Origin of the sequence: Iamia sp., from assembly GCF_035575815.1 — a bacterium.
Taxonomy (GTDB): Bacteria; Actinomycetota; Acidimicrobiia; order Acidimicrobiales; family Iamiaceae; genus Iamia.
On record NZ_DATLXO010000054.1, the window covers coordinates 14,717 to 36,832 of the forward strand.

At 71.7% G+C, this 22,116-nt stretch carries 28 protein-coding genes; 8 read left to right on the top strand and 20 right to left on the bottom strand.

Annotated elements, in window-relative coordinates; genetic code table 11:
- Positions 1-192 precede the first annotated feature (192 nt).
- Entirely contained in the window at positions 193-468 is a 276-nt protein-coding gene (locus VNL12_RS05250; protein WP_325592196.1) for a type II toxin-antitoxin system Phd/YefM family antitoxin, read from the top strand.
- Between the two features lie 14 nt (positions 469-482).
- Positions 483-734, top strand: a complete 252-nt coding sequence (locus VNL12_RS05255) for a type II toxin-antitoxin system RelE/ParE family toxin (RefSeq protein WP_325592198.1) — start codon at positions 483-485, stop codon at positions 732-734.
- 272 nt (positions 735-1,006) lie between these two features.
- Here the strand turns inward: VNL12_RS05255 and VNL12_RS05260 are convergent, their stop codons facing one another.
- Together VNL12_RS05260 and VNL12_RS05265 are read right to left on the bottom strand one after the other, a co-directional pair.
- A complete protein-coding gene (locus VNL12_RS05260) occupies positions 1,007-1,252 on the bottom strand; it encodes a hypothetical protein (protein WP_325592200.1) in 246 nt (81 codons plus the stop codon).
- 28 nt (positions 1,253-1,280) lie between these two features.
- On the bottom strand, positions 1,281-1,664 hold the full coding sequence (locus VNL12_RS05265) for a hypothetical protein (protein WP_325592202.1): 384 nt from the start codon (positions 1,662-1,664) through the stop codon (positions 1,281-1,283).
- A gap of 62 nt (positions 1,665-1,726) precedes the next feature.
- Between VNL12_RS05265 and VNL12_RS05270 the strand changes: the two genes are divergently transcribed.
- Complete coding sequence (locus VNL12_RS05270; RefSeq protein ID WP_325592204.1) at positions 1,727-2,296, top strand: AAA family ATPase; 570 nt, start codon at positions 1,727-1,729, stop codon at positions 2,294-2,296.
- A gap of 59 nt (positions 2,297-2,355) precedes the next feature.
- Here VNL12_RS05270 and VNL12_RS05275 read toward each other — a convergent pair whose 3' ends face one another.
- Both VNL12_RS05275 and VNL12_RS05280 read right to left on the bottom strand, forming a co-directional pair.
- On the bottom strand, positions 2,356-2,958 hold the full coding sequence (locus VNL12_RS05275) for a DUF4214 domain-containing protein (RefSeq protein ID WP_325592268.1): 603 nt from the start codon (positions 2,956-2,958) through the stop codon (positions 2,356-2,358).
- A complete protein-coding gene (locus tag VNL12_RS05280) occupies positions 2,955-3,743 on the bottom strand; it encodes an enoyl-CoA hydratase (RefSeq protein ID WP_325592206.1) in 789 nt (262 codons plus the stop codon). The genes VNL12_RS05275 and VNL12_RS05280 overlap by 4 nt, the downstream gene beginning before the upstream one ends.
- Here VNL12_RS05280 and VNL12_RS05285 point away from each other — a divergent pair.
- The 3 genes from VNL12_RS05285 (at position 3,742) to VNL12_RS05295 (ending at position 5,048) form a co-directional block, all read left to right on the top strand.
- Complete coding sequence (locus VNL12_RS05285; RefSeq protein WP_325592208.1) at positions 3,742-3,876, top strand: hypothetical protein; 135 nt, start codon at positions 3,742-3,744, stop codon at positions 3,874-3,876. The two genes, VNL12_RS05280 and VNL12_RS05285, sit on opposite strands and share 2 nt — an antisense overlap.
- A gap of 7 nt (positions 3,877-3,883) precedes the next feature.
- Positions 3,884-4,174, top strand: coding sequence for a hypothetical protein (locus VNL12_RS05290; protein WP_325592210.1), 291 nt, complete (start codon positions 3,884-3,886; stop codon positions 4,172-4,174).
- A 391-nt stretch (positions 4,175-4,565) separates the two neighbouring features.
- Entirely contained in the window at positions 4,566-5,048 is a 483-nt protein-coding gene (locus VNL12_RS05295) for a hypothetical protein (RefSeq protein ID WP_325592212.1), read from the top strand.
- A gap of 137 nt (positions 5,049-5,185) precedes the next feature.
- On the opposite strand, the gene VNL12_RS05300 is transcribed toward VNL12_RS05295, so the two are convergent.
- On the bottom strand, positions 5,186-6,229 hold the full coding sequence (locus tag VNL12_RS05300; protein WP_325592214.1) for a glutathione S-transferase family protein: 1,044 nt from the start codon (positions 6,227-6,229) through the stop codon (positions 5,186-5,188).
- 50 nt (positions 6,230-6,279) lie between these two features.
- Complete coding sequence (locus VNL12_RS05305) at positions 6,280-7,149, bottom strand: hypothetical protein (protein WP_325592216.1); 870 nt, start codon at positions 7,147-7,149, stop codon at positions 6,280-6,282.
- Positions 7,150-7,202: 53 nt separating this feature from the next.
- Here VNL12_RS05305 and VNL12_RS05310 point away from each other — a divergent pair, with 53 nt between their 5' ends.
- Together VNL12_RS05310 and VNL12_RS05315 are read left to right on the top strand one after the other, a co-directional pair.
- Positions 7,203-7,901, top strand: a complete 699-nt coding sequence (locus VNL12_RS05310) for a CPBP family intramembrane glutamic endopeptidase (RefSeq protein ID WP_325592219.1) — start codon at positions 7,203-7,205, stop codon at positions 7,899-7,901.
- Positions 7,898-8,401, top strand: coding sequence for an SRPBCC family protein (locus VNL12_RS05315; RefSeq protein WP_325592221.1), 504 nt, complete (start codon positions 7,898-7,900; stop codon positions 8,399-8,401). Before VNL12_RS05310 ends, VNL12_RS05315 begins: the two co-directional genes overlap by 4 nt.
- A gap of 30 nt (positions 8,402-8,431) precedes the next feature.
- Here VNL12_RS05315 and VNL12_RS05320 read toward each other — a convergent pair whose 3' ends face one another.
- The 14 genes from VNL12_RS05320 to VNL12_RS05385 all read right to left on the bottom strand — a co-directional run bounded on the left by VNL12_RS05320 (position 8,432) and on the right by VNL12_RS05385 (position 21,993).
- Positions 8,432-8,785: a YraN family protein gene (locus tag VNL12_RS05320; protein WP_325592222.1), complete on the bottom strand. Its 354-nt coding sequence runs from the start codon at positions 8,783-8,785 to the stop codon at positions 8,432-8,434.
- Between the two features lie 42 nt (positions 8,786-8,827).
- Positions 8,828-9,196 carry a 50S ribosomal protein L19 gene (rplS, locus tag VNL12_RS05325; protein WP_325592223.1) on the bottom strand — a complete coding sequence of 123 codons (369 nt, stop codon included), beginning with the start codon at positions 9,194-9,196 and terminating at the stop codon, positions 8,828-8,830.
- Between the two features lie 83 nt (positions 9,197-9,279).
- Positions 9,280-10,068 (bottom strand): tRNA (guanosine(37)-N1)-methyltransferase TrmD, encoded by a 789-nt coding sequence (trmD, locus tag VNL12_RS05330; RefSeq protein WP_325592226.1) that lies wholly within the window; start codon positions 10,066-10,068, stop codon positions 9,280-9,282.
- Between the two features lie 10 nt (positions 10,069-10,078).
- On the bottom strand, positions 10,079-10,576 hold the full coding sequence (rimM, locus tag VNL12_RS05335) for a ribosome maturation factor RimM (protein WP_325592228.1): 498 nt from the start codon (positions 10,574-10,576) through the stop codon (positions 10,079-10,081).
- 4 nt (positions 10,577-10,580) lie between these two features.
- A complete protein-coding gene (locus tag VNL12_RS05340) occupies positions 10,581-10,907 on the bottom strand; it encodes a KH domain-containing protein (RefSeq protein ID WP_325592230.1) in 327 nt (108 codons plus the stop codon).
- Between the two features lie 177 nt (positions 10,908-11,084).
- The gene (rpsP, locus tag VNL12_RS05345) at positions 11,085-11,411 is read right to left on the bottom strand and encodes a 30S ribosomal protein S16 (protein WP_325592232.1); all 327 of its coding nucleotides are present in this window, start codon (positions 11,409-11,411) and stop codon (positions 11,085-11,087) included.
- A 445-nt stretch (positions 11,412-11,856) separates the two neighbouring features.
- Positions 11,857-12,678: an Eco57I restriction-modification methylase domain-containing protein gene (locus VNL12_RS05350; RefSeq protein ID WP_325592234.1), complete on the bottom strand. Its 822-nt coding sequence runs from the start codon at positions 12,676-12,678 to the stop codon at positions 11,857-11,859.
- A gap of 309 nt (positions 12,679-12,987) precedes the next feature.
- A complete protein-coding gene (locus VNL12_RS05355) occupies positions 12,988-14,754 on the bottom strand; it encodes an aryl-sulfate sulfotransferase (RefSeq protein ID WP_325592236.1) in 1,767 nt (588 codons plus the stop codon).
- A gap of 14 nt (positions 14,755-14,768) precedes the next feature.
- On the bottom strand, positions 14,769-16,217 hold the full coding sequence (gene ffh / locus VNL12_RS05360; protein WP_325592238.1) for a signal recognition particle protein: 1,449 nt from the start codon (positions 16,215-16,217) through the stop codon (positions 14,769-14,771).
- A gap of 31 nt (positions 16,218-16,248) precedes the next feature.
- A complete protein-coding gene (locus VNL12_RS05365; RefSeq protein WP_325592241.1) occupies positions 16,249-16,485 on the bottom strand; it encodes a hypothetical protein in 237 nt (78 codons plus the stop codon).
- A gap of 82 nt (positions 16,486-16,567) precedes the next feature.
- Positions 16,568-17,701: a signal recognition particle-docking protein FtsY gene (gene ftsY / locus VNL12_RS05370; protein WP_325592243.1), complete on the bottom strand. Its 1,134-nt coding sequence runs from the start codon at positions 17,699-17,701 to the stop codon at positions 16,568-16,570.
- A 227-nt stretch (positions 17,702-17,928) separates the two neighbouring features.
- Entirely contained in the window at positions 17,929-18,852 is a 924-nt protein-coding gene (locus tag VNL12_RS05375) for a S1C family serine protease (protein WP_325592245.1), read from the bottom strand.
- A gap of 798 nt (positions 18,853-19,650) precedes the next feature.
- On the bottom strand, positions 19,651-21,015 hold the full coding sequence (locus VNL12_RS05380) for a phosphatidylinositol-specific phospholipase C1-like protein (protein ID WP_325592248.1): 1,365 nt from the start codon (positions 21,013-21,015) through the stop codon (positions 19,651-19,653).
- A gap of 159 nt (positions 21,016-21,174) precedes the next feature.
- Positions 21,175-21,993 (bottom strand): PIG-L family deacetylase, encoded by an 819-nt coding sequence (locus tag VNL12_RS05385; RefSeq protein WP_325592250.1) that lies wholly within the window; start codon positions 21,991-21,993, stop codon positions 21,175-21,177.
- Between the last annotated feature and the right edge of the window lie 123 nt (positions 21,994-22,116).

Genomic DNA, 22,116 nt, shown 5'->3' on the forward strand with positions numbered 1-22,116 from the left:
CGCTCCGGCATCATCTCGATGTGAGCTGACGACTGTCCCCTGCCGCCGGGACCGAGCGGCACCTCGGGGACGAGTCCGGGGCCAGGTCGAGGAATACCGTGGCGATCGTCGTGGACGCCATCCGGTCCCGACCCCTCGTCGAGACGATCTGGCCGTCAGTGTCGCGGCCCCGATGTGACTATGATCATGGTCATGTCGGATCTGACGCTTCCGCTGGCCGAGATCAAGAAGCGATTGTCTCAGATCGTCGATGGCGTCGAGCAACACCACGATCGCATCGTGCTGACCCGGCACGGTCGGCCGGCTGCCGTGATCATGAGCCCCCACGACCTGGAGTCGCTCGAGGAGACCTTGGACATCCTCTCCAACCCAGCCACGATGCGGGAGATCCGCAGGTCCGAGCGGGCCATCGAGCAGGGTGACTCGGTCACCGTGGACGAACTGCGGGCCAAGTACCTGAGATCGTGAGCCGATGGACGCTCGTGGTCGCCGGCCCAGCCGAGCGATCGCTCCATCGGTTGCCCGACCGGGTGGCAACGGCCGTGGTCGAGTTCATGGTCGGCCCGCTGCTGGACGGGCCTCGCCTCGTCGGCAAGCCGCTGCAGCGTGAGCTGACGGGATACCACTCGGCACGGCGGGGCGCCTACAGGATCATCTATCGGATCGACGATGACGCCGTGTCAGTCAACGTCGTGCGCATGGAACATCGGTCTCAGTCCTACCGTCCGAGATGATGGCCCCGAACGCCGGGCTGAGGCTGACCCGGCTCAGGGCTCAGGCGCGGACGCCGCTCGGCGCGAGGAGAGGCCTCGCATGGGGCTGTGGCTCGACACCTCCGACCACGACCCTGGCCAGACCGCCGACGACGAGGCCACGACCACCACCGACGACGACAGGTCATCGACGAGCGACACTGTGCCCGCCACCGATCGCACCGTGCCGTCGAGGCCGAGCTCACCGAGTGCGTTCCAATGCCGACCCTCACCGTAGAAGGCCCGGCAGCCGATCAGGCGAGCGCCAGCAGGTCTCGGTGGGCCTCGACCGACCCGGGCAGGACCTCCAAGTCGATGATCCCGCGCTCGTCGATGGACATGATGCGAGCGACCTTCGGGGCGGCGCCCTCATCACCCACGACGGCGTACGATCCGACAACGGGCACATATCCGGCGCGAGCATCCACAACCCGCGTGATGAGGTGTCGGTCGTTGGTCATGTCCATGAAGTCGACGGCCAGGTCAGGCGTGACAGCCATTGCGGTCCTCCTCCGATGACCCGCAAGGCTACCCCGGCGGTGGCCCAGCAGGATTGACGATCGGGTCATCGAAGCAGTCGTCGAGGCGGGCAAGGGTCACCTCGCTGAGGTCCGGGAGAACCACGGTGAAGTGCGGAGCGCCGAAGGTGGCGAGCAGCGCAAACCCTGCCCTTCGGAGCCGCCCGAAGGTCGACAGCCGGATCTGGCGGTAGGCAGCGACTCGCTCACCCCGACACGCGTCGAGGACGGTCTGGCCGATAACACCCTCCAGCGAGACCCGGTAGACCGCATACGCGTCGAAGGTTCGCTCGGCCGCTCGGCGCACCACCTCCGCGGCCATCACCCCTGCACGCAGGACGACCGTTGCATCGTCCGGCGGGTGCTCTGGCCGGAGGGGGAGAGTTCGGCTCACGGCGTGATCCTAGGAATCAACTCAGTCGTCTCGGCCGTGACGGATCGCTGATCATGGCGGGCATGCCGTCGCGCGCTGACATGTCCCTGCTCGCGGCACAGCCGGTGGTGCTCATCACCGGGATCTCGGCGGCCGGCAAGTCAACGGTGGCCGAGCGGCTCGCATCGCGGTTCGAGAGCGGCGTGCACGTGAAGGGCGATGTGTTCCGGCGCATGGTCGTCGCCGGACGGCAGGAGATGACATCCTCGCCGTCCGCGGAAGCCTGGCGTCAGCTACGACTCCGCTATCGGCTGGGAGCGGCGACGGCGGACACGTTCCACGCGGCGGGCTTCGCGGTGGTCGTCCAGGACGTCGTCATCGGTGCGGTGCTGACCGAGTACGTGGAGGCCATCCGGTCCCGACCTCTCGTCGTCGTCGTCCTCGCGCCGGATCCGGCGGTCGTCGCCGCCCGCGAAGCCTCCCGAGAGAAGGTCGCGTATCGGCATGGGCCCGACGGCATCGCCGACCTCGACGCTGCCCTGCGCGCCGAGACGCCTCGCATCGGACTGTGGCTCGACACCTCCGACCACGAACCTGACCGAACCGTCGACGAGATCATCCGTTGCGGCCTCACCGAAGGCCGGGTGAGCTGAGCGCCCTCGGGCCGGCTCGGCGAGGCGACGAGCTGTCGTGGTCGACCAGTGGGTCAGAGTCAGACGCGGCTGACGTACTCGGCGCTGGCGGCCATCCTCGTCCACATGTCGATGCGGCTGAGCCCGGCCCGGAACTGACCGGCCCAGTAGGCCAGGCCGCCGTCGTCCGCGGGCCGGTCCAAGTAGCGCTCGTACGCCAGGCGGACCTGGCGCCGGAGCCCCTCGTCGCTGCCGATCAGGGCTCGCACCAGCCCGTCGACCGACAGCCCGGCGTCGAGCTCGGCGTTCCAGTGGTCGCGACCGGCGGGGTCGGACGGGCGGTCGAGGATGTCGCGGTACAGCGCGTCGACCAGGGTGTCGCCGGCCTGTTGCTGGTACTCGTCGGAACGGAGCATGGCTCGTTCCACGGCCTCGATGCCTGCCTCCGCGGCCACGCCGCTGAAGTGGGCGCGACCGTCGGCGTCAGCGGGACGATCGAGCAAGCGTTGGTAGGCGTCGTCGACCATCGCCCGGTAGGACTCGCCGGACCGCACGATGCCGGAGGCGACAGTCGAGCGTGGAGTGCCGGCACCGAGCCGGCCGGCCCAGTAGTCGCTCCCGCCCGGATCGGCGGGGCGACCGAGGAAGTGGGTCCGTGGGAGCCCGGGGCCCCGAAGGGTCAGTGGCCGCCGAACTCCGGGGTGCGCTTCTCGAAGAAGGCGCGCATGGCCTCGGCGGTGTCGCGAGTGGAGAAGTTGTAGGCCTGGGCGGTGGACTCGGCCTCGAGCTGCGCCTCCCACGACGTCTCGAAGGACCGGTTCAACATGCGCTTGGTCTGGGTGAGGGCGATCGGCGGCCCGGCGGCCAGGCGCGCCGCCCACTCGTCGACCACGGCATCGAGCTCGCCGGGCGGCACCACCCGGTTCACCAATCCGAGGCGCTCGGCCTCGGCCGCGGGGACGACCTCGCCGAAGAGGGCGAGCTCCTTGGCCCGGTGGAGGCCGATGAGGCGGGGTAGCAGCCAGGCGCCACCGAAGTCGGTGGACAGCCCCCGACGGGCGAAGATCTGCGAGAAGCGGGCCTCGGTGGAGGCCACGGTGAGGTCGCAGCCCAGGGCCAGGTTGAGCCCCGCACCCGCGGCGACGCCGTTGATGCGGGCGATCGTCGGTTGCGGGACCTCGTGCAGCAACGAGGCGAGGCGGTGGATCTGGCGCATGTGGGCCAGCCCGTTGGCGGCGTCCTCACCGGTGAGGCCGGTGAGGTCAGCGCCGGAGCAGAACGCGTCGCCGGCGCCGGTGACCACCATGACGCGTGCGTCGGAGTCGTCGGTCACCGCCGTCAGCACCTCGGTCAGCTCCTCGACCATGCCGTGGCTGAGGGCGTTCTTGCGCTCAGGCCGGTCGAGGGTGATGGTCACCACCCCGCCGGTGCGGGCAACGCGGATGGCCTCGAAGTGCGGGTCGGGCATGGCCGGCACGATACTGACGTCCATGGGCTTCAACCCGCACCGCCAGACGCGCAAGGGGCCCGCCGACTACGTCCTGGTCGCCGGCGCCCTGCTGGTGTGCCTGGCCCTGGTCGCCTGGGCCCTGCTCGGGTGACGTGCCGGTGAAGAAGGCCCGTTCGAACCCCGGCTCCCGACGCCGGCCCCGTCCCCGCCTGCCGGAGTGGACATCGGGCCCGACGACGACCACCACCGACGACCTCGACGGGGTGCCCGTCGAGGTGCGCACCATCCAGCCCTACCAGGCCGTCAAGGCCTACACCTGCCCGGGGTGCCACAGCATCATCGGCGAGGGCACCGGCCACCTCGTGGTGGTGCCGCTGCTCGACCCCGACGACCGCCGCCACTGGCACCGCTCCTGCTGGTCACGCCGTCACCGCCGCCGCCCCCGTTGAGGTCCGTCGGGGCCCGGGGCGACCGGTCCTGACCCAATAGGGTCGCCGCCCGATGCCACTGCCGACGAGACGCCCCTCGCCCCGCGCCCTCGTCGACGGGCTCGGCGGGCCCGCGGGCGCCGGTGCTCGGGCTGTTGGTGCGGGCCGCCACGGCCACTCGCCGCCTTCCGGCCCGTCAGCGGGTGGCGGTGGCGGTGTCGCCCGTCGCCGCCGTGCTCCACCTCGTCTACCTGGTGCGGGCCGGGGGGCGACACGCCCACGCCCGGCTCCTGCTGCCGCCGCTGTTCGCCCTGCCGGAGCCCTTGGTGAGGAGCAGCCCGTCACCGCCCGCGATCAGCGCTGGGGCAGGGGCAGCCGGGCGGAGCAGGCGATCACCGCCGGGCCCGTCGTGGTGGGCATCACGGTCCTCGACGTTGCGGCCCCGCCCCGGCTGCCCACCCCCGCCACCGCCCAGTTCGGTGTCGGGGTCACGGGGTACTCGTTCGGCCCCGACGTCCACGTCATCGACCGCCTCGGCCTGGACGATCCCCTCACCGCCCGCTTCCGGATCGACCGGCCCGGGTTCATCGGCCACGAGAAGCCGATCCCCAAGGCGTGGCTGGCGGCGCGTGTCGCGACCGGGCCGGTCGACCCCGAGGTGTTCGGCGGCGACGGGCTCGCCACCCCGCTCCACGAGTCGCGGGGCGACCGCTTCGACGAGGACGTGGCCATCGCTCGCGAGGTGCTGGACTGCGAGCCCCTGCGCGAGCTGCGCAACGCCACCACCGAGCCGTTCACGCCCGGGCGGGCGCTGTCGAACCTCTGGCGCGCACCGGGGCTGACCCGGCTGGTGGTGCCGCCCGCCCCGGCCGACGCTCGCGACGAGCTCTGCTGATCTCAGCGGGCAGTGGTGGCGAGCGCTCTTCCCTCGCCAACGGCCAGTGTTCGGTCGTGTCGTGCTCGGGCGCCGGATGCGACGCCCTGCCGCGACAGGACCGCACCGGCGGCGCCGGCGGCGGATCCGAGTCGACCTCAGCCCGCGCGGTGCGCCGGTGGGACCTCTTCACCCTCCGCGACCGGGCCGGGAGGGGTGCCGTCGCCGAAGGGACGGCCACCGAGCTCCTCGCGGCCGTGGGGCGTGAGCCAGCCGCCCAGGTCGGGCCCCGCGGGGACGATGCCGGTGGGGTTGATGTCGGTGTGCACGCAGTAGTAGTGGCGCTTGATGTGGTCGAAGTCGGTGGTGTCGCCGAAGCCGGGGGTCTGGAACAGGTCGCGGGCATAGGCCCACAGGACCGGCATCTCCACGAGCTTCTGGCGGTTGCACTTGAAGTGGCCGTGGTAGACGGCATCGAAGCGGGCGAGGGTGGTGAACAGGCGTACGTCGGCCTCGGTGATCATGTCGCCCACCAGGTAGCGCTGGGTGGCGAGGCGCCCGGTGAGCTGGTCGAGGCGACCGAAGAGGCGGTCGTAAGCCTCCTGGTACGCCTCCTGGGAGCCGGCGAAGCCGCACTGGTACACGCCGTTGTTCACGTCGCGGAAGATGTCCTCGATCACCTGGTCGATCTCGCCGCCAAGGGCCTTCGGGTAGAGGTCGGGCGCACCGTCGCGGTGGAAGCGCGTCCACTCGGTCGACAGGTCGAGGGTGATCTGCTCGAAGTCGTTGGTGACCACCGCGCCGCTCGGGACGTCGACGATGGCGGGGACGGTGATGCCTCGTGGGTAGCCGGGCACGGCTCGCTCGTAGGCGTCCTTGAGGCGGGGGATGCCGAGCACGGGGTCGACGCCGCCCGGGTCGAGGTCGAAGGTCCAGCTGTCGGCGTCGTGGGTCGGGCCGCACACCCCCATGGAGAGCACGTCCTCGAGGCCGAGCAGGCGACGCACGATGATCGCCCGGTTCGCCCAGGGGCAGGCCCGGGCCACGACGAGCCGATAGCGCCCGCCCTCGACCGGCCACTCGGCGCTGTCGGGGGTGATGCGGGCGTCGAGGTAGCGCTGGTCGCGCTCGAAGGAGCCGCCGTCGATCACATACACCCCCGGTTCCTGCTCGGCCTCGGAAGCACTTGCATCGTCAACCATGTCGCGACGGTATCGAGCCGCCCGCCCCCTCGACACCTGCAACCGGAGGCTCACGACGCCGCGAGGGCGGCGGCCAGGGCGGTGTCGAGGTCGGTGCCCGTGCCGTCGGCACCGGGAGGCCGGCGGGCGTCGTCGACCACCGTCTCGGTGGCCATGCTTGCGAACAGCGCCGTGGTGGCCCACGGGTCGACGCCGGCGACCAGCGACGCCAGCGGGCCGAACCAGTCGGCGCCGATCGGGACGGCGGGCCAGGCCCGGACGGTGCGGCCCTGGGCCCGGGCGGTGCGTTCCATGAGGGCCCCGAAGCTCAGCACCTCTGGTCCTCCGATGTCGTAGGACCCCGGGGCGACGTCGAGGGCCGAGACCAGCGCTGCGGTCAGCTCGAGCTGGGCGATGGGCTGGGTGAGGACCCGGGCGGCGTCGGGCACGAGCAGCGGCAGCGGCGACAGGCCGGCCACGCACGACAGCGTCCGCAGCAGCTGGAAGCTGAGGCTGCGGGGCCCGATCACGATCGAGGCTCGCAGCTCGACAGCCCGACACCGGGCCCGGAGGATGTCACCCACCTCGTGACGCGACCGCAGGTGCGGCGAGGGCGAGTCGCGGGGGCCGAGCCCACCGAGGTAGACGACCGGTCGGTCGGCCCCCCACGCCGCCGCGAAGCGCTCGGCCCGTGCCCGGTCGACGGCGACGACGTCGCGGCGGTCGAGGGCGTGGACCAGGTAGTACGCGGCGTCGGCTCCGGCCAGAGCGCCCTCGGGAACCATCTCGACATCGTCGAGGTCAAAGGTCACAGCTCGCCCCGGGCCGACGTGGTCGTGCGGGCATCGGGTGGCGGCCACGACCTCATGACCTGCGAGTTCGAGGGCGGCGGCGAGCTCACGGCCGACCGCGCCGCTCGATCCGGTGAGCAAGATCTGCATCACGAGCCCCTACCCCGATGTTGTGAAGCCACGCACATGGGTAGGGCCGTTCAGTGCTGCTCGCTGTCGGACTGCTGATCGCCGTGGCGGTGTGGGCCTTCCTCTTCGCCCTGCCCCGCCACGGCCTCTGGACGCGGACCTGGATCGGCGCCGCCGTGCTCTCGGCCTTCTCGGTCGCGGCCCTGGTCGCCACCGACCGCCTGGACCACGTGGTCGGGCCCCTCACCCCGCTCGAGGTCGGGACGGGGTTGGGCGTCGGCGGCGCCTGGCTGGTGGCCACCCACATCGGGCACGCGGTGCTGTGCCGCCTGTTCCCGTCGTTCCTCGCCCAGATCAACGACCTCTACGCCATCCGCGACCGCAGGCACGTGGCCTCCATGGTCGGGGCCATCACGGCCATGGGCATCGCCGAGGAGCTGTTCTTCCGAGGCTACGTGCAGGACCGGGTAGGGCTGCTCGTCGCCATCGTCGCCTACACCGCGGTGCAGCTGGTCGAGCGCAAGTGGGCCCTGATGCTCGCCGCCCTCCTCGGCGGCACGATCTGGGGAGTGCTGTTCTGGTGGCGTGAGGGACTCGTCGCCCCCACCGTCGCCCACGTCCTGTGGACCGCCGTGCTCACCTTCGTCTGGCCGTTGAAGGGCTGCGACGGCCCGGACCACGACGAGGAGACCGTCGCCGAGGCCCGCCACCCGCTCCCCACGCCCACCCCAACCACCACCGTCCAGGCTCCCCTGGGCGAGGAGGTCCCGTGACCCGCTTCGAGAGCCGCAACCTGTCCGAGGCCGACGTGCCCGCCAGCCGCGCCGCCATCTGGTCGGTGCTCTCGGACCCGGATCTGCTCGCCCGGTTCACCCCGCTGATCAAGGCGATCCGGGCGAACGGTGACCTCTGGTGCTGGCAGCTCTCGGGCATCTCCGCCCTGGGCGCCAAGGTCGCCCCCTCCTTCTCCGAGCGCATGACCTTCGTCGACCTCGAACGCATCGACTTCGAGCACGACCCGCCGAGCGGAGCGACGGAGAAGGCGGGGGCCAACGGCGTCTACACGCTCGAGGACCTCGGTGACGGGCTCACCCGCCTCTTCATCGACATCACCATCTGGGTCGACCTGCCGCTGCCGAGCCTGTCGCGCCGTGCTGTCGAGAAGGTCATGGCCGAGAGCATGGAGCGCACCGGGCACCGCTTCGCGAAGAACCTCTACCAGCACCTGGAGATCGACCCGTCCACGGTCACCGAGCGCACCCCCAGCCCGTAGCGCCGGCGCCGGTCCGACTGCCACCGATGGTCAGAACGCGGCCTCGATGACCTCGATCTCCCCGCCCAGGATCGCCACCACGTCGAAACGGACCTCACGGGCGCGGACCCCGTTCTCCGCCAGCCACGCCGCCGCCAGACGCCGGATGCGGGCCTGCTTGGCCGGGGTCACCGCCTCGGCGGGCACCCCGAAGGCCGCGGTCCGACGGGTCTTGACCTCACAGACCACGACCACGCCGCGACGCTCCACGATAAGGTCGATCTCGCCCTGGCGGCCGGCGCGCCAGTTGCGGGCCAACACCGTCCAGCCCTGGGCGACGTACCACTCCGCGGCCTGGTCCTCGCCCCGGGTTCCGAGGATCCGTCGGGGATCAGGTCTCGGCACGCGGTCGTCGGAGCGCCGTCGGTCCACCACCGCGCCAACCCCTCAGCGGAAGCGCTTCTCCTTGACCTTGGCCGCCTTGCCGACCCGGTCACGGAGGTAGAAGAGCTTGGCCCGCCGCACGTCGCCGCGCGTGACGACCTCGATCCGGGCCACGTTCGGGGTGTAGAGCGGGAAGGTGCGCTCGACGCCCACCCCGTAGCTGACCTTGCGCACGGTGAAGGTCTCGTGCACGCCGGCGCCCTGCCGGCGGATCACGACGCCCTGGAAGACCTGGACCCGCTCCTTGTTGCCCTCGACGACGCGCACGTGGACCTTGAGGGTGTCGCCGGCCTGGAAGTCGGGCACCTCGTCGGTGCGAGCCCCCTTGCTGGTCTGAATGGTTGCGGTGTCGACGACGTCGAGGCGGTTCATGGCGCGCGCACTCCTTGGGAGGGTCGGGGCGGCGAGAGGTCTCACCAGAGCCAGAGGACCCGGCTCAGGGGCGACCGATGACGTTAGCCGTCCACCTCCTGAGGGAGAAAGCCGACCCGGAGGTCGGGGCTGTCGGGGCCGGCGACGCCCTCGGCGGCGGGGAACTCGGCGAGGGCCTCGGCCTCCGCGGCGCTCAGCCCGCCTCGTGCGGCGATGAGGTCGGGCCGCAGCGCCACCGTGCGGTGCAGGGCCTGGGCGTGGCGCCAGCGGGCGATGCGGGCGTGGTCACCCGAGCGGAGCACCTCGGGCACGGCCCGACCCCTCCACTCCGCCGGCCGGGTGTACTGCGGGTACTCGAGCAGGCCGGCGGCGAAGGACTCCTCGTCGGCCGAGGCCTCGTTGCCCATCACCCCGGGCACGAGGCGCCCGACGGCCTCGAGGGTCACCATGGCCGCCACCTCGCCCCCGGCGAGCACGTAGTCGCCCACCGACAGCTCGCCGTCGATGAGGTGGGCGCGGACCCGGTGATCGACGTCCTCGTAACGGCCGCAGAGCAGGGAGAAGCCTCCGCCGGCGGCCAGCTCCCGGGCTCGGTCCTGGTCGAGGCGGCGACCGCCGGGGCCCAGCAACAGCAGCGGGCGCGGCGCATCCACCGCCTCGACCACCCGGGCGATCGGCTCAGCCCGCAGCACCATGCCCGCACCACCGCCGAAGGGCGCGTCGTCGACCGAGCGGTGCGGGTCGTCGGTGCCGGCGCGCAGGTCATGCACCCGCACCTCGAGCACACCACGCTCGCGGGCCCGGCCCAGCAGGCTGAGCCCGGCGAAGCCCTCGACCATGGCCGGGAAGATGGTGAAGACGTCGATCCGCACCGGTCCGCCCCTACCGGCCGAGGAGGTCGGCGTCGAGCAGCCCGTCAGGCGGGTCGATCACGACCTGGTCGGGCAGGCCCGAGGCGTCGCTCACGAACACGACGGGCACCAGGGCCCCGGTGTCCAGCACCAGCAGCTCGTGGGCGGGGTTGTCCTGCACGGCGCTGACCGTCCCGACCTCGGTGCCGTCGGGGAGCACAACCGCAGCATCGACGAGCTCGTGCACCCAGAGGGCGCCGTCGGACGCGTCGAGGGGCTCGGCGTGCAGGGCCGAGCCGCGTCGCGCGTCCGCGTCCTCGCGGCTGTTGAGCCCGACGAAGTCGACGATCCAGCGGTGCTGGTGGCGGGTCGAGGCCACGACCTCGAGCTCATCGTCGCCCACCCACAGTCGCGAGCCCGGATCGAGGCGCTCGGTGCGGTCGGTGGTGAGCGTGACGATCACATCGCCGCGCAGGCCGTGGGCCTTGTCGATCCGCCCGACCTCGAGCAGCTCCGCGGGGGGAGCCATCGACCTAGTCGACGAACTCGATGGCGACGCCGGACTGGCCGTCGCGCGCCGCCGCCGCCCGGCCCACCGAGCGGACGGCGTTGGCCACCCGGCCCCGCTTACCGATCACCCGGCCCATGTCACCGTCGGCGACGTAGACGTTGAGGGTGAGCCCGTCGCGGTCGTCGACCTCGACGCGGACCTCGTCGGGGCTCGCGACCAGGGCGCGGGCCAGGTACTCGAGCACGGCAACCGCGGTCGCCGAGGGAAGGGCGCGATCGCTGTCGTCGGTCGCCAGGGCGTCGCCGGAGACGGCGTCGTCCTCAGCGGTCTCGTTCTCGACGTCGCTCATCGCTGCACCATGTCGCCCTGGGTCAGGTCCAGCCGGGTCCCCATCGCCGGGCACCGATGAGCGCTGCCGGCTCCGCACGCTCCACCGGCGATGAGCCCATACCGTCTGGTTCGCTCGCGGCGCTCGCTCATCGGTGCACCATGTCGCCCTGGATCAGGTCCAGCCCGGTTCGCTCGCTCACGATGCCTCAGCGGGAACGGCGACGGGCCGGTCGTCGGGGCCGGCGGGAGCCAGGGGCTCAGGCTCGGTGCCGTCCTCGAAGTGCTTCCAGGCGCCCGAGGCGACGAGCAGCTTCTGGACCCGCTCGGTGGGCTGGGCGCCCTTGCGGAGCCACTCGACGGCCTTGACGTTGTCGATCCGCACAGTCGACGGCTCGCGACGGGGCTGGTACGTGCCCACGATCTCGATGAACCGACCGTTGCGCGGCGAGCGGCTGTCGGCCGCCACCAGGCGGTACGTCGGCTGCTTCTTCTTGCCCATCCGCATGAGACGGAGCTTCACCACGATTCGGTTCTCTCTCTGTTGAAGACGTCGGCCGGTCATCTCAGGACGCACGAACGGTGCGCCCGCCCACGACGCCCGGTCGTCCGAGGCGCCCGCAGGGGGCCGACCAGCAATGGTGCCCGCTGGGACGGGCCCGGTTCAAGTAGGCCGGGCGAACCGGGCCCCCGCCCGGAGGTTTCATCGCCTCATCGAACCCCCCCCACCACGACATGTCGCGTCTCCCGGAGATCGACACATCCACCTGCGACCAGCGACGCTGCGCAGATCCACCGAGGGGGACGGCCAAGTACCGCTGAGGACGACCATCAAGTTCCCGTCTCACGCCGTGCCCGCGCGCGACGGTCCCGCACTGTCGGGTACACCGCAACGGGCATGCCGTCGAGTGCGGTGGAGATGAGGATCTCGAAGAAGCGGTCCGCGCCCAGGTCCGCGGGGACCTGGTCCCTCAGGACCGATACGACGGCTGGCTCTGTCGCGACATCCTCCACAACGACGGCCTCGCGGTCGTCATGGCCGGATAGGCCGACACCTCGTGCTCGAAGGCGTCGACGTCGTGCATGGCGATGACCGTGTCGACGGCGTAGCGGCTGGTGATCACCTCACGGAGGTCAGCGCCGTACCGATTGCGCATCCACCGGTCGGCACAGATGAACGACAGCGCCCCACCCGGCTTGAGGAGCTCCAGGCCCCGCTCGATGAACCCGACGTAGACGTCGGCCCGGCCTCGCATGGTCGGGCAGATGCGCCGATAGGAGTCCATGATCGGCCGAGGCACGTTCTCCAGGCGAATGTACCGGGGGTTCCCGACCACGTAGTCGGCGCCTGCCTGGTCGTGGCGGTGGAGCAGGAAGTCCCCGGTCGTGACCCACTCGGCGGCGACGGTGTCAGCCTCGTCCTCGGTCAGCCGTTCGACGATCAGCTGGTGGGCCGTTGCCTTGCGGGCCAGCTCGGCGTTGGCGTCGAGCAGGTCGAACGCCCGGATGGCCGGTCCCAGAACGCGCAGGTCTCTGCCGTGCGCGGCGGCCGACTGGATGAGCCGCTCGACGACGGGGACGAGGAAGGCCCCGGTCCCGCAGGAGGGTTCGATGAGGACCTCAGACCCGAGATCCCGGTCAGGCGTGTAGCCCACGAGGTCGAGGATGAGATCGACGATCCAGCGCCGGGTGAAGACCTCACCGCAGTCCGCGCCGGGATCAGGGGCGATCTCAAGTCCTCGAGGAGGGTGAGCTGTCGGGCCCAGGTCATGGCGGCCGCCTGTCACGAACACAGGTTCGAGAGTAGAGCATCTCACGGTCGAAGCTCCACTGTCCTCACGGCCCGGACCGTATCGGTGCAGGGTGCGCCGACGGGCGATGCCGCAGGTCAGGGCGAGAGGCCGTTGAGCTGCTGGTGGGTGCCGGGGCGGCTGATCAGTCGACTGCGGCCCGAGAATCGGGTCACGCGGGGACCATGACCGCCACCTCGCACTGAGCAGGTGGAACCGACAGCCGCGAGAGTAGCCGGGGCGTGCGACAGCCGGACCTCCGAGCACGGCACCCTGGTGCTCGCGACGACCCCGGCCCCCGGACGGGTGGCGTCAGGGCTCGGGGACGAGAGAGGCGAAGCGTTCGGACCGGTAGACGGTCCAGCCTTCGGTACCGTCGCCGACGCGCAGGTCGAACACGACCTCGTCGTCGGTGTCACCGTCGCGTGTCACCTCCACGATCCGAGCGCTGAGCACGCCCCGGTCATCGGCGATGGCGCCGTGGGTGACGAGCACGTTGCCGTTGTCGAGCTCGTCGACATCACCGAGGAACGCGGTGAAGACCGGTAGGCCCTCCTCGTTGTCGAGCCTGTGCTCCCACACCTGCCGGGCGGACCACTCGCCCTCATCGTCGCTGGCGTCGTCGACCTCGTAGATGACCGCTCGGCTGTAGGGCGGGTCACCTTCGCCGCCGACCGCCGCGCCCGGGCGGCTGTTGCCGTTGTCGTAGACGAGGATCTCGCCGCCGTCGAGCACCTCGGCCGCGTGCTGGTAGTAGCTGGGCTCGCCCTCGAGGGGCAGGGTGCCGTCAGGACCGATCTCCCAGATCAGCTCGCCCGCCGGCCCGTCGTCGTCGTCCTGGTAGCGGATGGCGAGCACGGCGTTGAGGTGCCGCAGCGACACGATGAGGGCGTTGCGCTCCTCGTCGAGGACGACGGAGTTGCCGTGGGTCCAATCGCGCGCCTCCTCGACGGGGTAGAAGTAGTTCGGCGGCGCAAACGGCGCCCCGATGATGCACAGCTGCTCACCGGGCCGCTCGAAGGGGTCGTAGATGTCGGCCAGCGACCACTCTCCGACGATCTCGCCGGTGTCGGGCGCGACCTCGGCGACCACATCGGAGATGATCGGGTAGGTGACCTCGGCGGTGTCCTCGTCGCACTGCGGCGGCCCCGTCAGCTCGCGCAGCTCGGTGGAGAGGAGCAGCAGGTTTCCGTTGGGGATGGGTCCGGCGTCGTGGTGGGCGCTGTCGGTGTCCATCGGCGTGGCCTCTGCGGTGGCGCGCTGCCGACCGAGGAAGTCGGCCGGGGCGATGTCGGTGGCGACGCGACCGGCCAGCTCGTTGGTGAGTCGGCCGAGCAGGTCGACCTCGTGCACCACCGTGTCGTCGTAGGTGTACATGAAGCCGCCGTCGACCTGGCGGGCATCGAGCACGCCGAGCTCGGTGGCGTGGTACCACACGACGAAGCCCTCACCGTCGACCACCGCCAGGTACCCGCTCGGACGATCCTCGGACTGCTCGGGCACCGGTTGGCCGTTGGTCGGTGCGCCCCAGGGCTTGAGGCTGAGCAGGGTCAGGCCCTCGGCCATGCGGGAGGGGTCGGCCTCGAGCTCGATCGGGGGGAAGTCCCCGGGAAGCGGGCCGGAGCTGAAGGCGATCGGGTCGCCGGCATCCAGCGGATCACCAGCCTCGTCGACGGCCTCGACGCTCACCTCGTAGTCGGTCTCGGGCCGCAGGCCCACCAGTGCCAGCTCGTGCTCCTCGCTCGGTGACTCACCGGCGGCGATCGCGACCTCGTGGTCGTCGGCCACCGCGGTGAGGCCGGCCCGGCTCGGCGTGTCGGACTCGACCCGGACCACGGCGCTCAGCACGCTGTTGGGGTTCTCCTCGACGGCCACGGTGGCCTCACCCGCCGGCTCGCCGCTCGCCGTCGCGTCGTCCGTCGTCGCGTCATCCGTCGTCGCGTCATCCGTCGTGGCGTCGTCGCGTGGGGCGGCGTCGTCGTCGTCGGTCGATCCCGAGCACGCGGCCATCAGGACGATGACGGCCACGGCGGGTGCCGCCCAGCGCAACGAGCGCGGCCGACGAGAGCGATCTGACATCTTGATCTCCATCCTCAGAGGCCCGGCAGCCGGAACTCTGGAGCGTTGGGGTCACCCAGGCCGGGCACGGTGCCCACCGGGCGCCCACCCTTCGGGTGGCCACCTTTGGGGGTCACGCGCCCACCCTTCTTGCCCTTCTTGGCGGTCTTCTTCTTCTTCGGGCCCATCCCGAAGCCCTTCATCATCTTCTGCATCTGCCGGAACTGGTCGAGCAGGGCGTTGACCTCGGTCACGTTGGCCCCGCTGCCGTTGGCGATGCGCTGGCGGCGCGACCCGTCGATGATGTCGGGCCGCACGCGCTCCTCGCGGGTCATCGAGGTGATCATGGCCTCGACGCGACCGAGCTCGTTGTCGTCGATCTCGGTGTTGCGGAGCTCCTTGGGCACACCGGGGAGCATCCCGATGAGGCCCGAGATCGGCCCCATCTTCTTCACTTGCTGCATCTGGGAGAGGAAGTCCTCGAAGGTGAACTGCCCCTCCATGAGGCGCGAGGCGGCCTCCTCGGCCTGGTCCTCGTCGAAGTGCTCCTTGGCCCGGTCGATGAGGGTGAGCACGTCGCCCATGCCCAGGATGCGACCGGCCAGCCGATCAGGGTGGAACAGGTCGAAGTCGGCCAGCTTCTCCCCGTTGGAGGCAAAGGCGATCGGGCGACCCACGACCTCCTTCACCGACAGGGCGGCGCCACCGCGGGCGTCACCGTCGAGCTTGGTGAGGATCACGCCGTCGAGCTCGAGGGTGGAGTGGAAGTTCTCCGCCGTGGTGACGGCGTCCTGTCCGGTCATGGCGTCGACGACGAGGAACGTGTAGTGCGGCTGGGTCACGTCCGCGATCCGCCGGACCTGATCCATGAGCTCGGCGTCGATCGACAGGCGACCAGCGGTGTCGACGATGACCACGTCGCGCCCCAGCCGTCGAGCCTCGGCGATGGCGTGCTGGGCCACCGGAACGGGATCACCGCCCTCGCCGCCCACGGCGCCGTCCTTCGACACCACCGGCACGTCGACCTGGGCGCCGAGGGTGCGCAGCTGCTCGACGGCGGCCGGGCGTTGCAGGTCGGCGCCGACAAGCATCGGGTTGCGGCCCTGGGCCTTGAACCAACGAGCCAGCTTGGCCGACGTTGTGGTCTTGCCCGAGCCCTGGAGGCCGGCCATCAAGATCACCGTCGGCGGCTTGCCCGCATAGGTGATGCGCAGCGTCTCGCCGCCCAGGGTGGCGATGAGCTCCTGGTGGACGATGTCGATGACCTGCTGGGCCGGGTTCAGGGCCCCGTGCAGCTCGAGGCCCAGACAGGCCTCGCGCACCCGGGCGACGAAGCCCCGGACCACGGTGAAGCTGACGTCGGCCTCGAGGAGGGCCAGTCGGATCTCCCGGAGAACCTCGTCGACCTCGGCCTCCCCGAGGCGGCCCTTGCCGCGCAGGCGGGTGAAGATCCCCTCGAAGCGGTCTGTCAGTCCGTCGAACATGCGACCGGTGACGCTACTGGACGCGCGCCGGTCACCCCGACGCGCCGGGTGCCACCAGGTCGGCGGGGGCGAGGGGCTCCGAGGACCCGTCCATGCGGGCTTCGATCTGGGCGCGCAGCCGGGCCCGCATCTCGGCGCCGGTCGTGGGCGCCACCAGCAGGCCGACGCCGACGCCGAGCAGGAACACCACGAAGCGGTTGTAGCCCATGATCCGTGCCACGAGCAGCACGACCTTCACCGGCGAGAAGAGCAGACGGAAGAGCAACATGGTCGCGACCGTACCCACCTCGTCCGAACCGTGTGCGAGAGATGGCGTGGGGCCGTGGGGCAAAGCCCGGTGCGGAGGGTCCTCAAGGGGCGGAGAAGAGGGCGTCGACGAACTCGTCGGGGTCGAAGGCGATGAGGTCGTCCACCGTCTCGCCCAGGCCGACGAGCTTCACGGGGATGCCCAGCTCGGCCTGGATGGCGAGCACGATGCCGCCCTTGGCCGAGCCATCGAGCTTGGTCAGCACCACGCCGGTGACCTCGACCGCCTCGGTGAAGACCCGGGCCTGAGCCAGGCCGTTCTGGCCGGTGGTGGCGTCGAGCACCAGCAGGGTCTCGGTGACGTGGCCGGGCTCCTTGCCCGCGACCCGGCGAACCTTGCGCAGCTCGTCCATGAGGTTGGTCTTGTTGTGGAGGCGACCGGCGGTGTCGGCCAGCACCAGGTCCGCACCCATGGCGGCCGCCTTGGTGATGCCGTCGAAGATGATCGAGCTCGGATCGGCCCCCTCAGCGCCGCGCACCAGGGTGGCGCCGGCACGCTCGGCCCAGGTGCCGAGCTGCTCGGCGGCGGCGGCGCGGAAGGTGTCGCCGGCGGCCATCACGACGGTGCGTCCGACCTCGGCCTCGAGCTTGGCGAGCTTGCCGATGGTGGTCGTCTTGCCCACCCCGTTGACCCCGACGAAGAGCCAGACGTTCGTCTTGCCCTCATCGGCGTGGAGCGAGCGATCGGCGACGTGGAGGCGGCGCTTCATCTCGTCCTTGACCGCCTCGAGCAGCGCTGCGGGGGTGTCGACCCCCTCCGCCTTCACCTGCGTCCGCACCGCGTCGAGCATGTCGGTGGTGGGTCCCACACCGACATCGGCTCGGATCAGGGCCTCCTCGAGCTCGTCCCACGTCTCGGCATCGATCGCGGAGCGAGAGAGGATCGAGCCGAGGTACCCCGAGACGGTGCCTCGCGCCTTGCCAATCCGCTCGCGAAAGGAGGGCTTGAGCGGGGCCAAGACCTCCGGTGGGGTCGGAGCGACCGGAGGTTCGCCGAGCTCGACGTCGACCTCGTCCTCGACATCGGGCCGATCGACGGTCGCGGGACCGCGACCGACGGGGCGGGTCGCGGGCGGCTCCAGCTCGGGGCCCCGGCCCCTCAAGCGGGGGGCGACGAGGGCAAGGGTGACGCCGGCCAGGACACCGACGACGAGGAGGATGATGAGGGCGGGCTCCATGAGGGTCCGATGCTACGCGGGAGCCTCGGCCGCGCCCCCAGGCGGCGCCGTCGTGGTCGACCCCCGCCCCCACCTCGGGCACGGTGCCCCCCACCTCGGCCACGGTGCCCGGCGCCTGGGGCCGGGCCGGGTCGACTGGGCGCGGGCATCCTCCCCCGGCGCGCCGCACCCTGCCGCCCTCAGGGAACGGCAGGGTGTGACAGGACATGTCCCTCGGATGCGTCGGCTCAGCGCGTCGGGGTCGCTCCGAGGGTGACGGTCGCCTCGACGGGTTCACCACGGCGATCCAGGCCGATGACGACCTCGGCGCCGGGCTCCCGGCTCCGCACCGCGGCCACCAGGTCGGCCGAGGAGGCGATTGCCGACCCGTCGAGCGAGGTGACCACGTCGCCGGGCTCGATGCCGGCCTCGGCACCGGGGCTGCCCGCCTCGACCTCGACGACCTGGGCCCCGTCCGCGGCTCGGGCCTCGACGTCGGCGGCGCCGACGCCCAGGTAGCTGTTGGTGATGGGCTGGCCCGCCACCAAGCGGTCAGCGACGGCCTTGGCCGTCTCGATCGGCACTGCGAACCCGACGCCGACGTTGCCGCCCGACTCGCTGGTGATGGAGTCGTTGACCCCGATGACCCGTCCGTCGCGCCCGGCCAGGGCTCCACCGGAGCTGCCCGGGTTGATCGGGGCGTCGGTCTGGATCATGGGCACCGCGCCGCCGGGGGTCGCGACGGTGCGGCCCACGGCGCTGACCACGCCGGAGGTGACGGTCTGGTCGAGCCCGAAGGGGCTGCCGATGGCGATGGCGAGCTGGCCGACCTCGACCGGGTCGTCGAGGGCGAGGGTCGCTTCTATCAGCCCGTCGGCCTCGACCCGCACCACGGCGATGTCGGACCCGCCATCCGCGCCGACCACGGTGCCGTCGACAGTGCGGCCGTCGGCGAGGCGCACGGCCACGTCGGTCGACCGGCTCACGACGTGGGCCGCGGTCATGATCAGCCCCGCCTCCGCGTCGTACACGAAGCCCGAGCCCAGGCCCGAGCCGGTCTCGATCTGCACGACCGCGGGCCCGAGGCTGGCGGCCACCGCCGCCACCGGCTCGGCGGCACCGTCGACCTCGGGGACCGTGGCGGTGACGGCTGCCGCGCGGCCGGCGGCCACGGGTGCGGTCGAGGCGCCGTCGTCGGACGCGGCCCCGAACGCGAAGCCGGTGCCACCGACAGCCAGCAGACCGGCGACGGCGAGCGCCGAGGCCCGGCCCCACCCCGGGGACCGGGCGGGAGGGGTTGGTCCCGGGGGCGAGGTGGGAGGTCCGGCCGGGGGGGCTCCGGGGTCGGGGCGCCCCCAGCCGGGATCGGGCGCTCCCCACGGCGCCGTGGTCCGCGGCGGTGGCGGTGGCGGTGCCGAGCCCGGTATCGCGGTGGGCCCGGTGGATGCGCCTGGGGACGGGGGCGATGGGCGCGGGGCCCAGGACGATGTGTCCATGTCGGTGTCACCTCGGGGTCGGTCGATCAGGCGACCGTACGGACGAGGCGCGAAAGGCTCGGGAAGCCCCGGCGCAAGGCGGCCTAAGGCCTGCGGGGCCGGCACATCGACACAGCTCCGAGCCGCGCCCTCCGGCGGTCAGTCGATGACGCCCCACCCCGTGACGCGGCTCAGCCGGTCGCCGCGGGCCCGACCGGTGACGCAGCTCAGCCGATGGTGCGGGCCCGACCGGTGACGCACCTCAGCCGTTGGTGCGGGCCCGACCGCGCTGAGCATCGTCTTGCGGCCACTCGTCGCCATGGACGCAGGCTGGCCGGCCCGAGTGGTGTGATTGTCGCCGTCCTGCGTCCGCCCGTTGACCACCCCGAACTGGGGCATGGATCGGCTCCCTGCTCGACCACACCGCGCCCCAATACGGCGGGGAGAGCAGTCCACCCCGAACTGGAGCATGGATCGGCTCCCACACGCGGCCTCTCAGCCGGTGAAGCGGGCCGGACCGGTGATGGGGGCCGCAGGCGGGGCCGATGGCGGCAAGCCAGGGGCTGTCGTCGTCGGGGCCGACGGCGGCGAGTCAGGGTCGGCGCCCGGCGGCGGACCGTCGGGCTCCTCCGGCTCCACGGCCGGCGGCGGTCCGACGGGGTCCCCCGGGTCACCGCCAGGCGGCGAACCGGGGTCACCACCCGGCGGCGGTCCGACGGGGCCGTCCGGGTCGGGCTCGGCCGCCGTGTGGATCGTGTCGATGTCGGCCGCCACGCAGTCGGCGGGGGCGTTGATCGGGTTGCAGCGAGCCACGGTGCCGCCGGGGATCTCGACCACGTACCCGGTGCCGAAGGGCTCGGCGTACTCGGGGACCGGGTAGTCGGTCGACACCCACTGGGCCCCGCTCTCGAAGGCGGCGTCGCGAGCCGACGTGTCACCCTCGCGGGCCTCGATGGTGTCGCTGTCTGAACGGGTGCGCACGACGTAGCCGTCAGCCACGAGCTGCTGGATGCGCTCGACGTTGCCCCGCGAGTCGTTGACCTTCACGAAGCCGGCGTCGGGCTGGCCGGGCTCGGCGTTGGTGAACAGCACCCGGTCTTCGAGCGTGGGGTGACCGGCGAGGTAGTCGGTGCGGTAGTCACCACCGTTGTCCATGAGGAACATGACCTTGCCGCGGCTCTCACCGAGTGACGGCCAGCCGTCGGTCGTGACCGCCTCGGAGAGGGTCGGGGCACCGCCCCGCACGTCGTCGGGGGTGATGATCTCGTCCCGGGGGACGACGCTCAGGATCTCCTGGTCGAGGTCGTCCATCGCGGCGGTGGTCCACGGGTCGGGCACCACGAAGGGCAGGTCCTCGACCTCGAGCAGGGTGTCCTTCAGCTCGAGGATGATGGCGATCGGCATGTGCGACGGGTTGGCGTCGGACCAGCCCTCGACGGCCCCGAGGCACGATACGAGCGACAGGCAGGTGGTGCGGTAGTCGACGTCTTGGATGTGGAGCACCTTGGTGCCGGGCAGGTCCATCGCCGGGTCGTACGGTCCCTCGCCCGCGAACTCCCGCAGGAGCGGGTCGGAGTACTTGCCGCCGGCGTCGTCGCGAAAGATGTCGAGCTCGATCTGACGGATCTTCTGGCTCTGGAACTGCACCGGGAGCGGGGCGTGGCTGTACTGGATCTTGTCGTCCTCGGCCCCGATGACGGCCCGGCGCACCGCGGTCTCCTTCTCGGAGGCCGCCAGGTGGTAGCTGTTGTGGCTGCCGACCACCTGGATCTGGTTGATCCCCAGGTCGTCGACCGTGGCCGCGTCGGCCGGCCCCCCGCCGATGACGCCGAGGCTCGCGGCCAGCGCGACCGCCGCCATGACCCGTCGTGCGCGTGCTCCGTGAGTCACCCTCTGGGCCCCCTTGTCGACTGCCAGGTGGCGCGACGGTAGCGCTCAGGTGGCCGGCGGGTGAACCGAGGCGGGCGGATGTGGCTCGCGGCGGCCGCCGAGAGACCGCTGCCGCGGCTCGGCGGACCGTCAGGCGGCGGTGAACGGGGCGACGATGCCCCGGAGCGGACTGCCGTCGTCGTCGACGGGGCCGTGGCCGATGAACCACTCGGTGCCCATGACCGCGGCGAACACCGCCTCGGGCATGGCGAGGAAGAAGTGATCGTCGGCGACCTGACTGCGGTGGGCCAGGAGCGAGGCGCGCTTGGCACCCACTGCGGCGGAGACGTCGGCGACGTGGGTGAGGAGCTCCTCGGGAACGCCGAGATCCATCTCCTCGGGGTCGGGCGGCTGAACGCCCTCGGGCAGCTCGAAGCCGCCCGCGCCCGACCGTTGGAGCTCGATCATGCGGGTGATGGCGGTGCGGTTGATGGTGCCCTCGAGCACGCGTGGCACGCCGGCCAGCTCAGCGGCGCGCATGCCGACGCGGTGGACCTGGATGTGGTCGGGGTGCCCGTAGCCGCCGTGGTCGTCGTAGACGGTGAGGGCGTCGGCCCCCTCCTCGGTGAGGATCACCGCCAGGCGGTGGGCGGCGGACCCCACGTCGGCCCGCCAGAAGGTCCAGGGCTCGTCGTTGGTCGCCTCACCCATCATCCCGGAGTCGACGTAGCCGAGGAACTCGACCCGGGCCACGCCGAGCGCCTCGGCGGAGCGGTGCACCTCGGCCGTGCGGCGCAGCGCGAGCTGCTCACCCTCGTCGAGCACGCCGGGCTGGATCTCGCCCCGCTCCCCACGAGTGGCGCACACGAGCACGACGCGGTGGCCGGCCCCTGCGGCGAGGGCCATGATGCCGCCGGTGCCGATGGCCTCGTCGTCGGGGTGGGCGTGGAAGCAGACCAGCGTCGCCATGGACCGCGGAGGTTACCGCCGTCGATCCGCGGCCCGGGGCCCAACTCGGACCCACGCCCCCGTCGTGGGGACATGGGTCTGAGGTGGGGCGAGGGCCCGGTGCGACCCATCGAGGTTGGACCC

Bases quoted from the DNA above. Each gene is read 5' to 3' on its own strand.
- VNL12_RS05250 (WP_325592196.1), top strand. From the start codon at position 193: ATGTCGGATCTGACGCTTCCGCTGGCCGAGATCAAGAAGCGATTGTCT.
- VNL12_RS05260 (WP_325592200.1), bottom strand. From the start codon at position 1,252: ATGGCTGTCACGCCTGACCTGGCCGTCGACTTCATGGACATGACCAAC.
- VNL12_RS05270 (WP_325592204.1), top strand. From the start codon at position 1,727: ATGCCGTCGCGCGCTGACATGTCCCTGCTCGCGGCACAGCCGGTGGTG.
- VNL12_RS05285 (WP_325592208.1), top strand. From the start codon at position 3,742: ATGGCCGGCACGATACTGACGTCCATGGGCTTCAACCCGCACCGCCAG.
- VNL12_RS05280 (WP_325592206.1), bottom strand. From the start codon at position 3,743: ATGCCCGACCCGCACTTCGAGGCCATCCGCGTTGCCCGCACCGGCGGG.
- VNL12_RS05300 (WP_325592214.1), bottom strand. From the start codon at position 6,229: ATGGTTGACGATGCAAGTGCTTCCGAGGCCGAGCAGGAACCGGGGGTG.
- VNL12_RS05305 (WP_325592216.1), bottom strand. From the start codon at position 7,149: ATGCAGATCTTGCTCACCGGATCGAGCGGCGCGGTCGGCCGTGAGCTC.
- rplS (WP_325592223.1), bottom strand. From the start codon at position 9,196: ATGAACCGCCTCGACGTCGTCGACACCGCAACCATTCAGACCAGCAAG.
- rimM (WP_325592228.1), bottom strand. From the start codon at position 10,576: ATGGCTCCCCCCGCGGAGCTGCTCGAGGTCGGGCGGATCGACAAGGCC.
- VNL12_RS05340 (WP_325592230.1), bottom strand. From the start codon at position 10,907: ATGAGCGACGTCGAGAACGAGACCGCTGAGGACGACGCCGTCTCCGGC.
- VNL12_RS05355 (WP_325592236.1), bottom strand. From the start codon at position 14,754: ATGTCAGATCGCTCTCGTCGGCCGCGCTCGTTGCGCTGGGCGGCACCC.
- ffh (WP_325592238.1), bottom strand. From the start codon at position 16,217: ATGTTCGACGGACTGACAGACCGCTTCGAGGGGATCTTCACCCGCCTG.
- VNL12_RS05365 (WP_325592241.1), bottom strand. From the start codon at position 16,485: ATGTTGCTCTTCCGTCTGCTCTTCTCGCCGGTGAAGGTCGTGCTGCTC.
- ftsY (WP_325592243.1), bottom strand. From the start codon at position 17,701: ATGGAGCCCGCCCTCATCATCCTCCTCGTCGTCGGTGTCCTGGCCGGC.
- VNL12_RS05380 (WP_325592248.1), bottom strand. From the start codon at position 21,015: ATGGCGGCGGTCGCGCTGGCCGCGAGCCTCGGCGTCATCGGCGGGGGG.
- VNL12_RS05385 (WP_325592250.1), bottom strand. From the start codon at position 21,993: ATGGCGACGCTGGTCTGCTTCCACGCCCACCCCGACGACGAGGCCATC.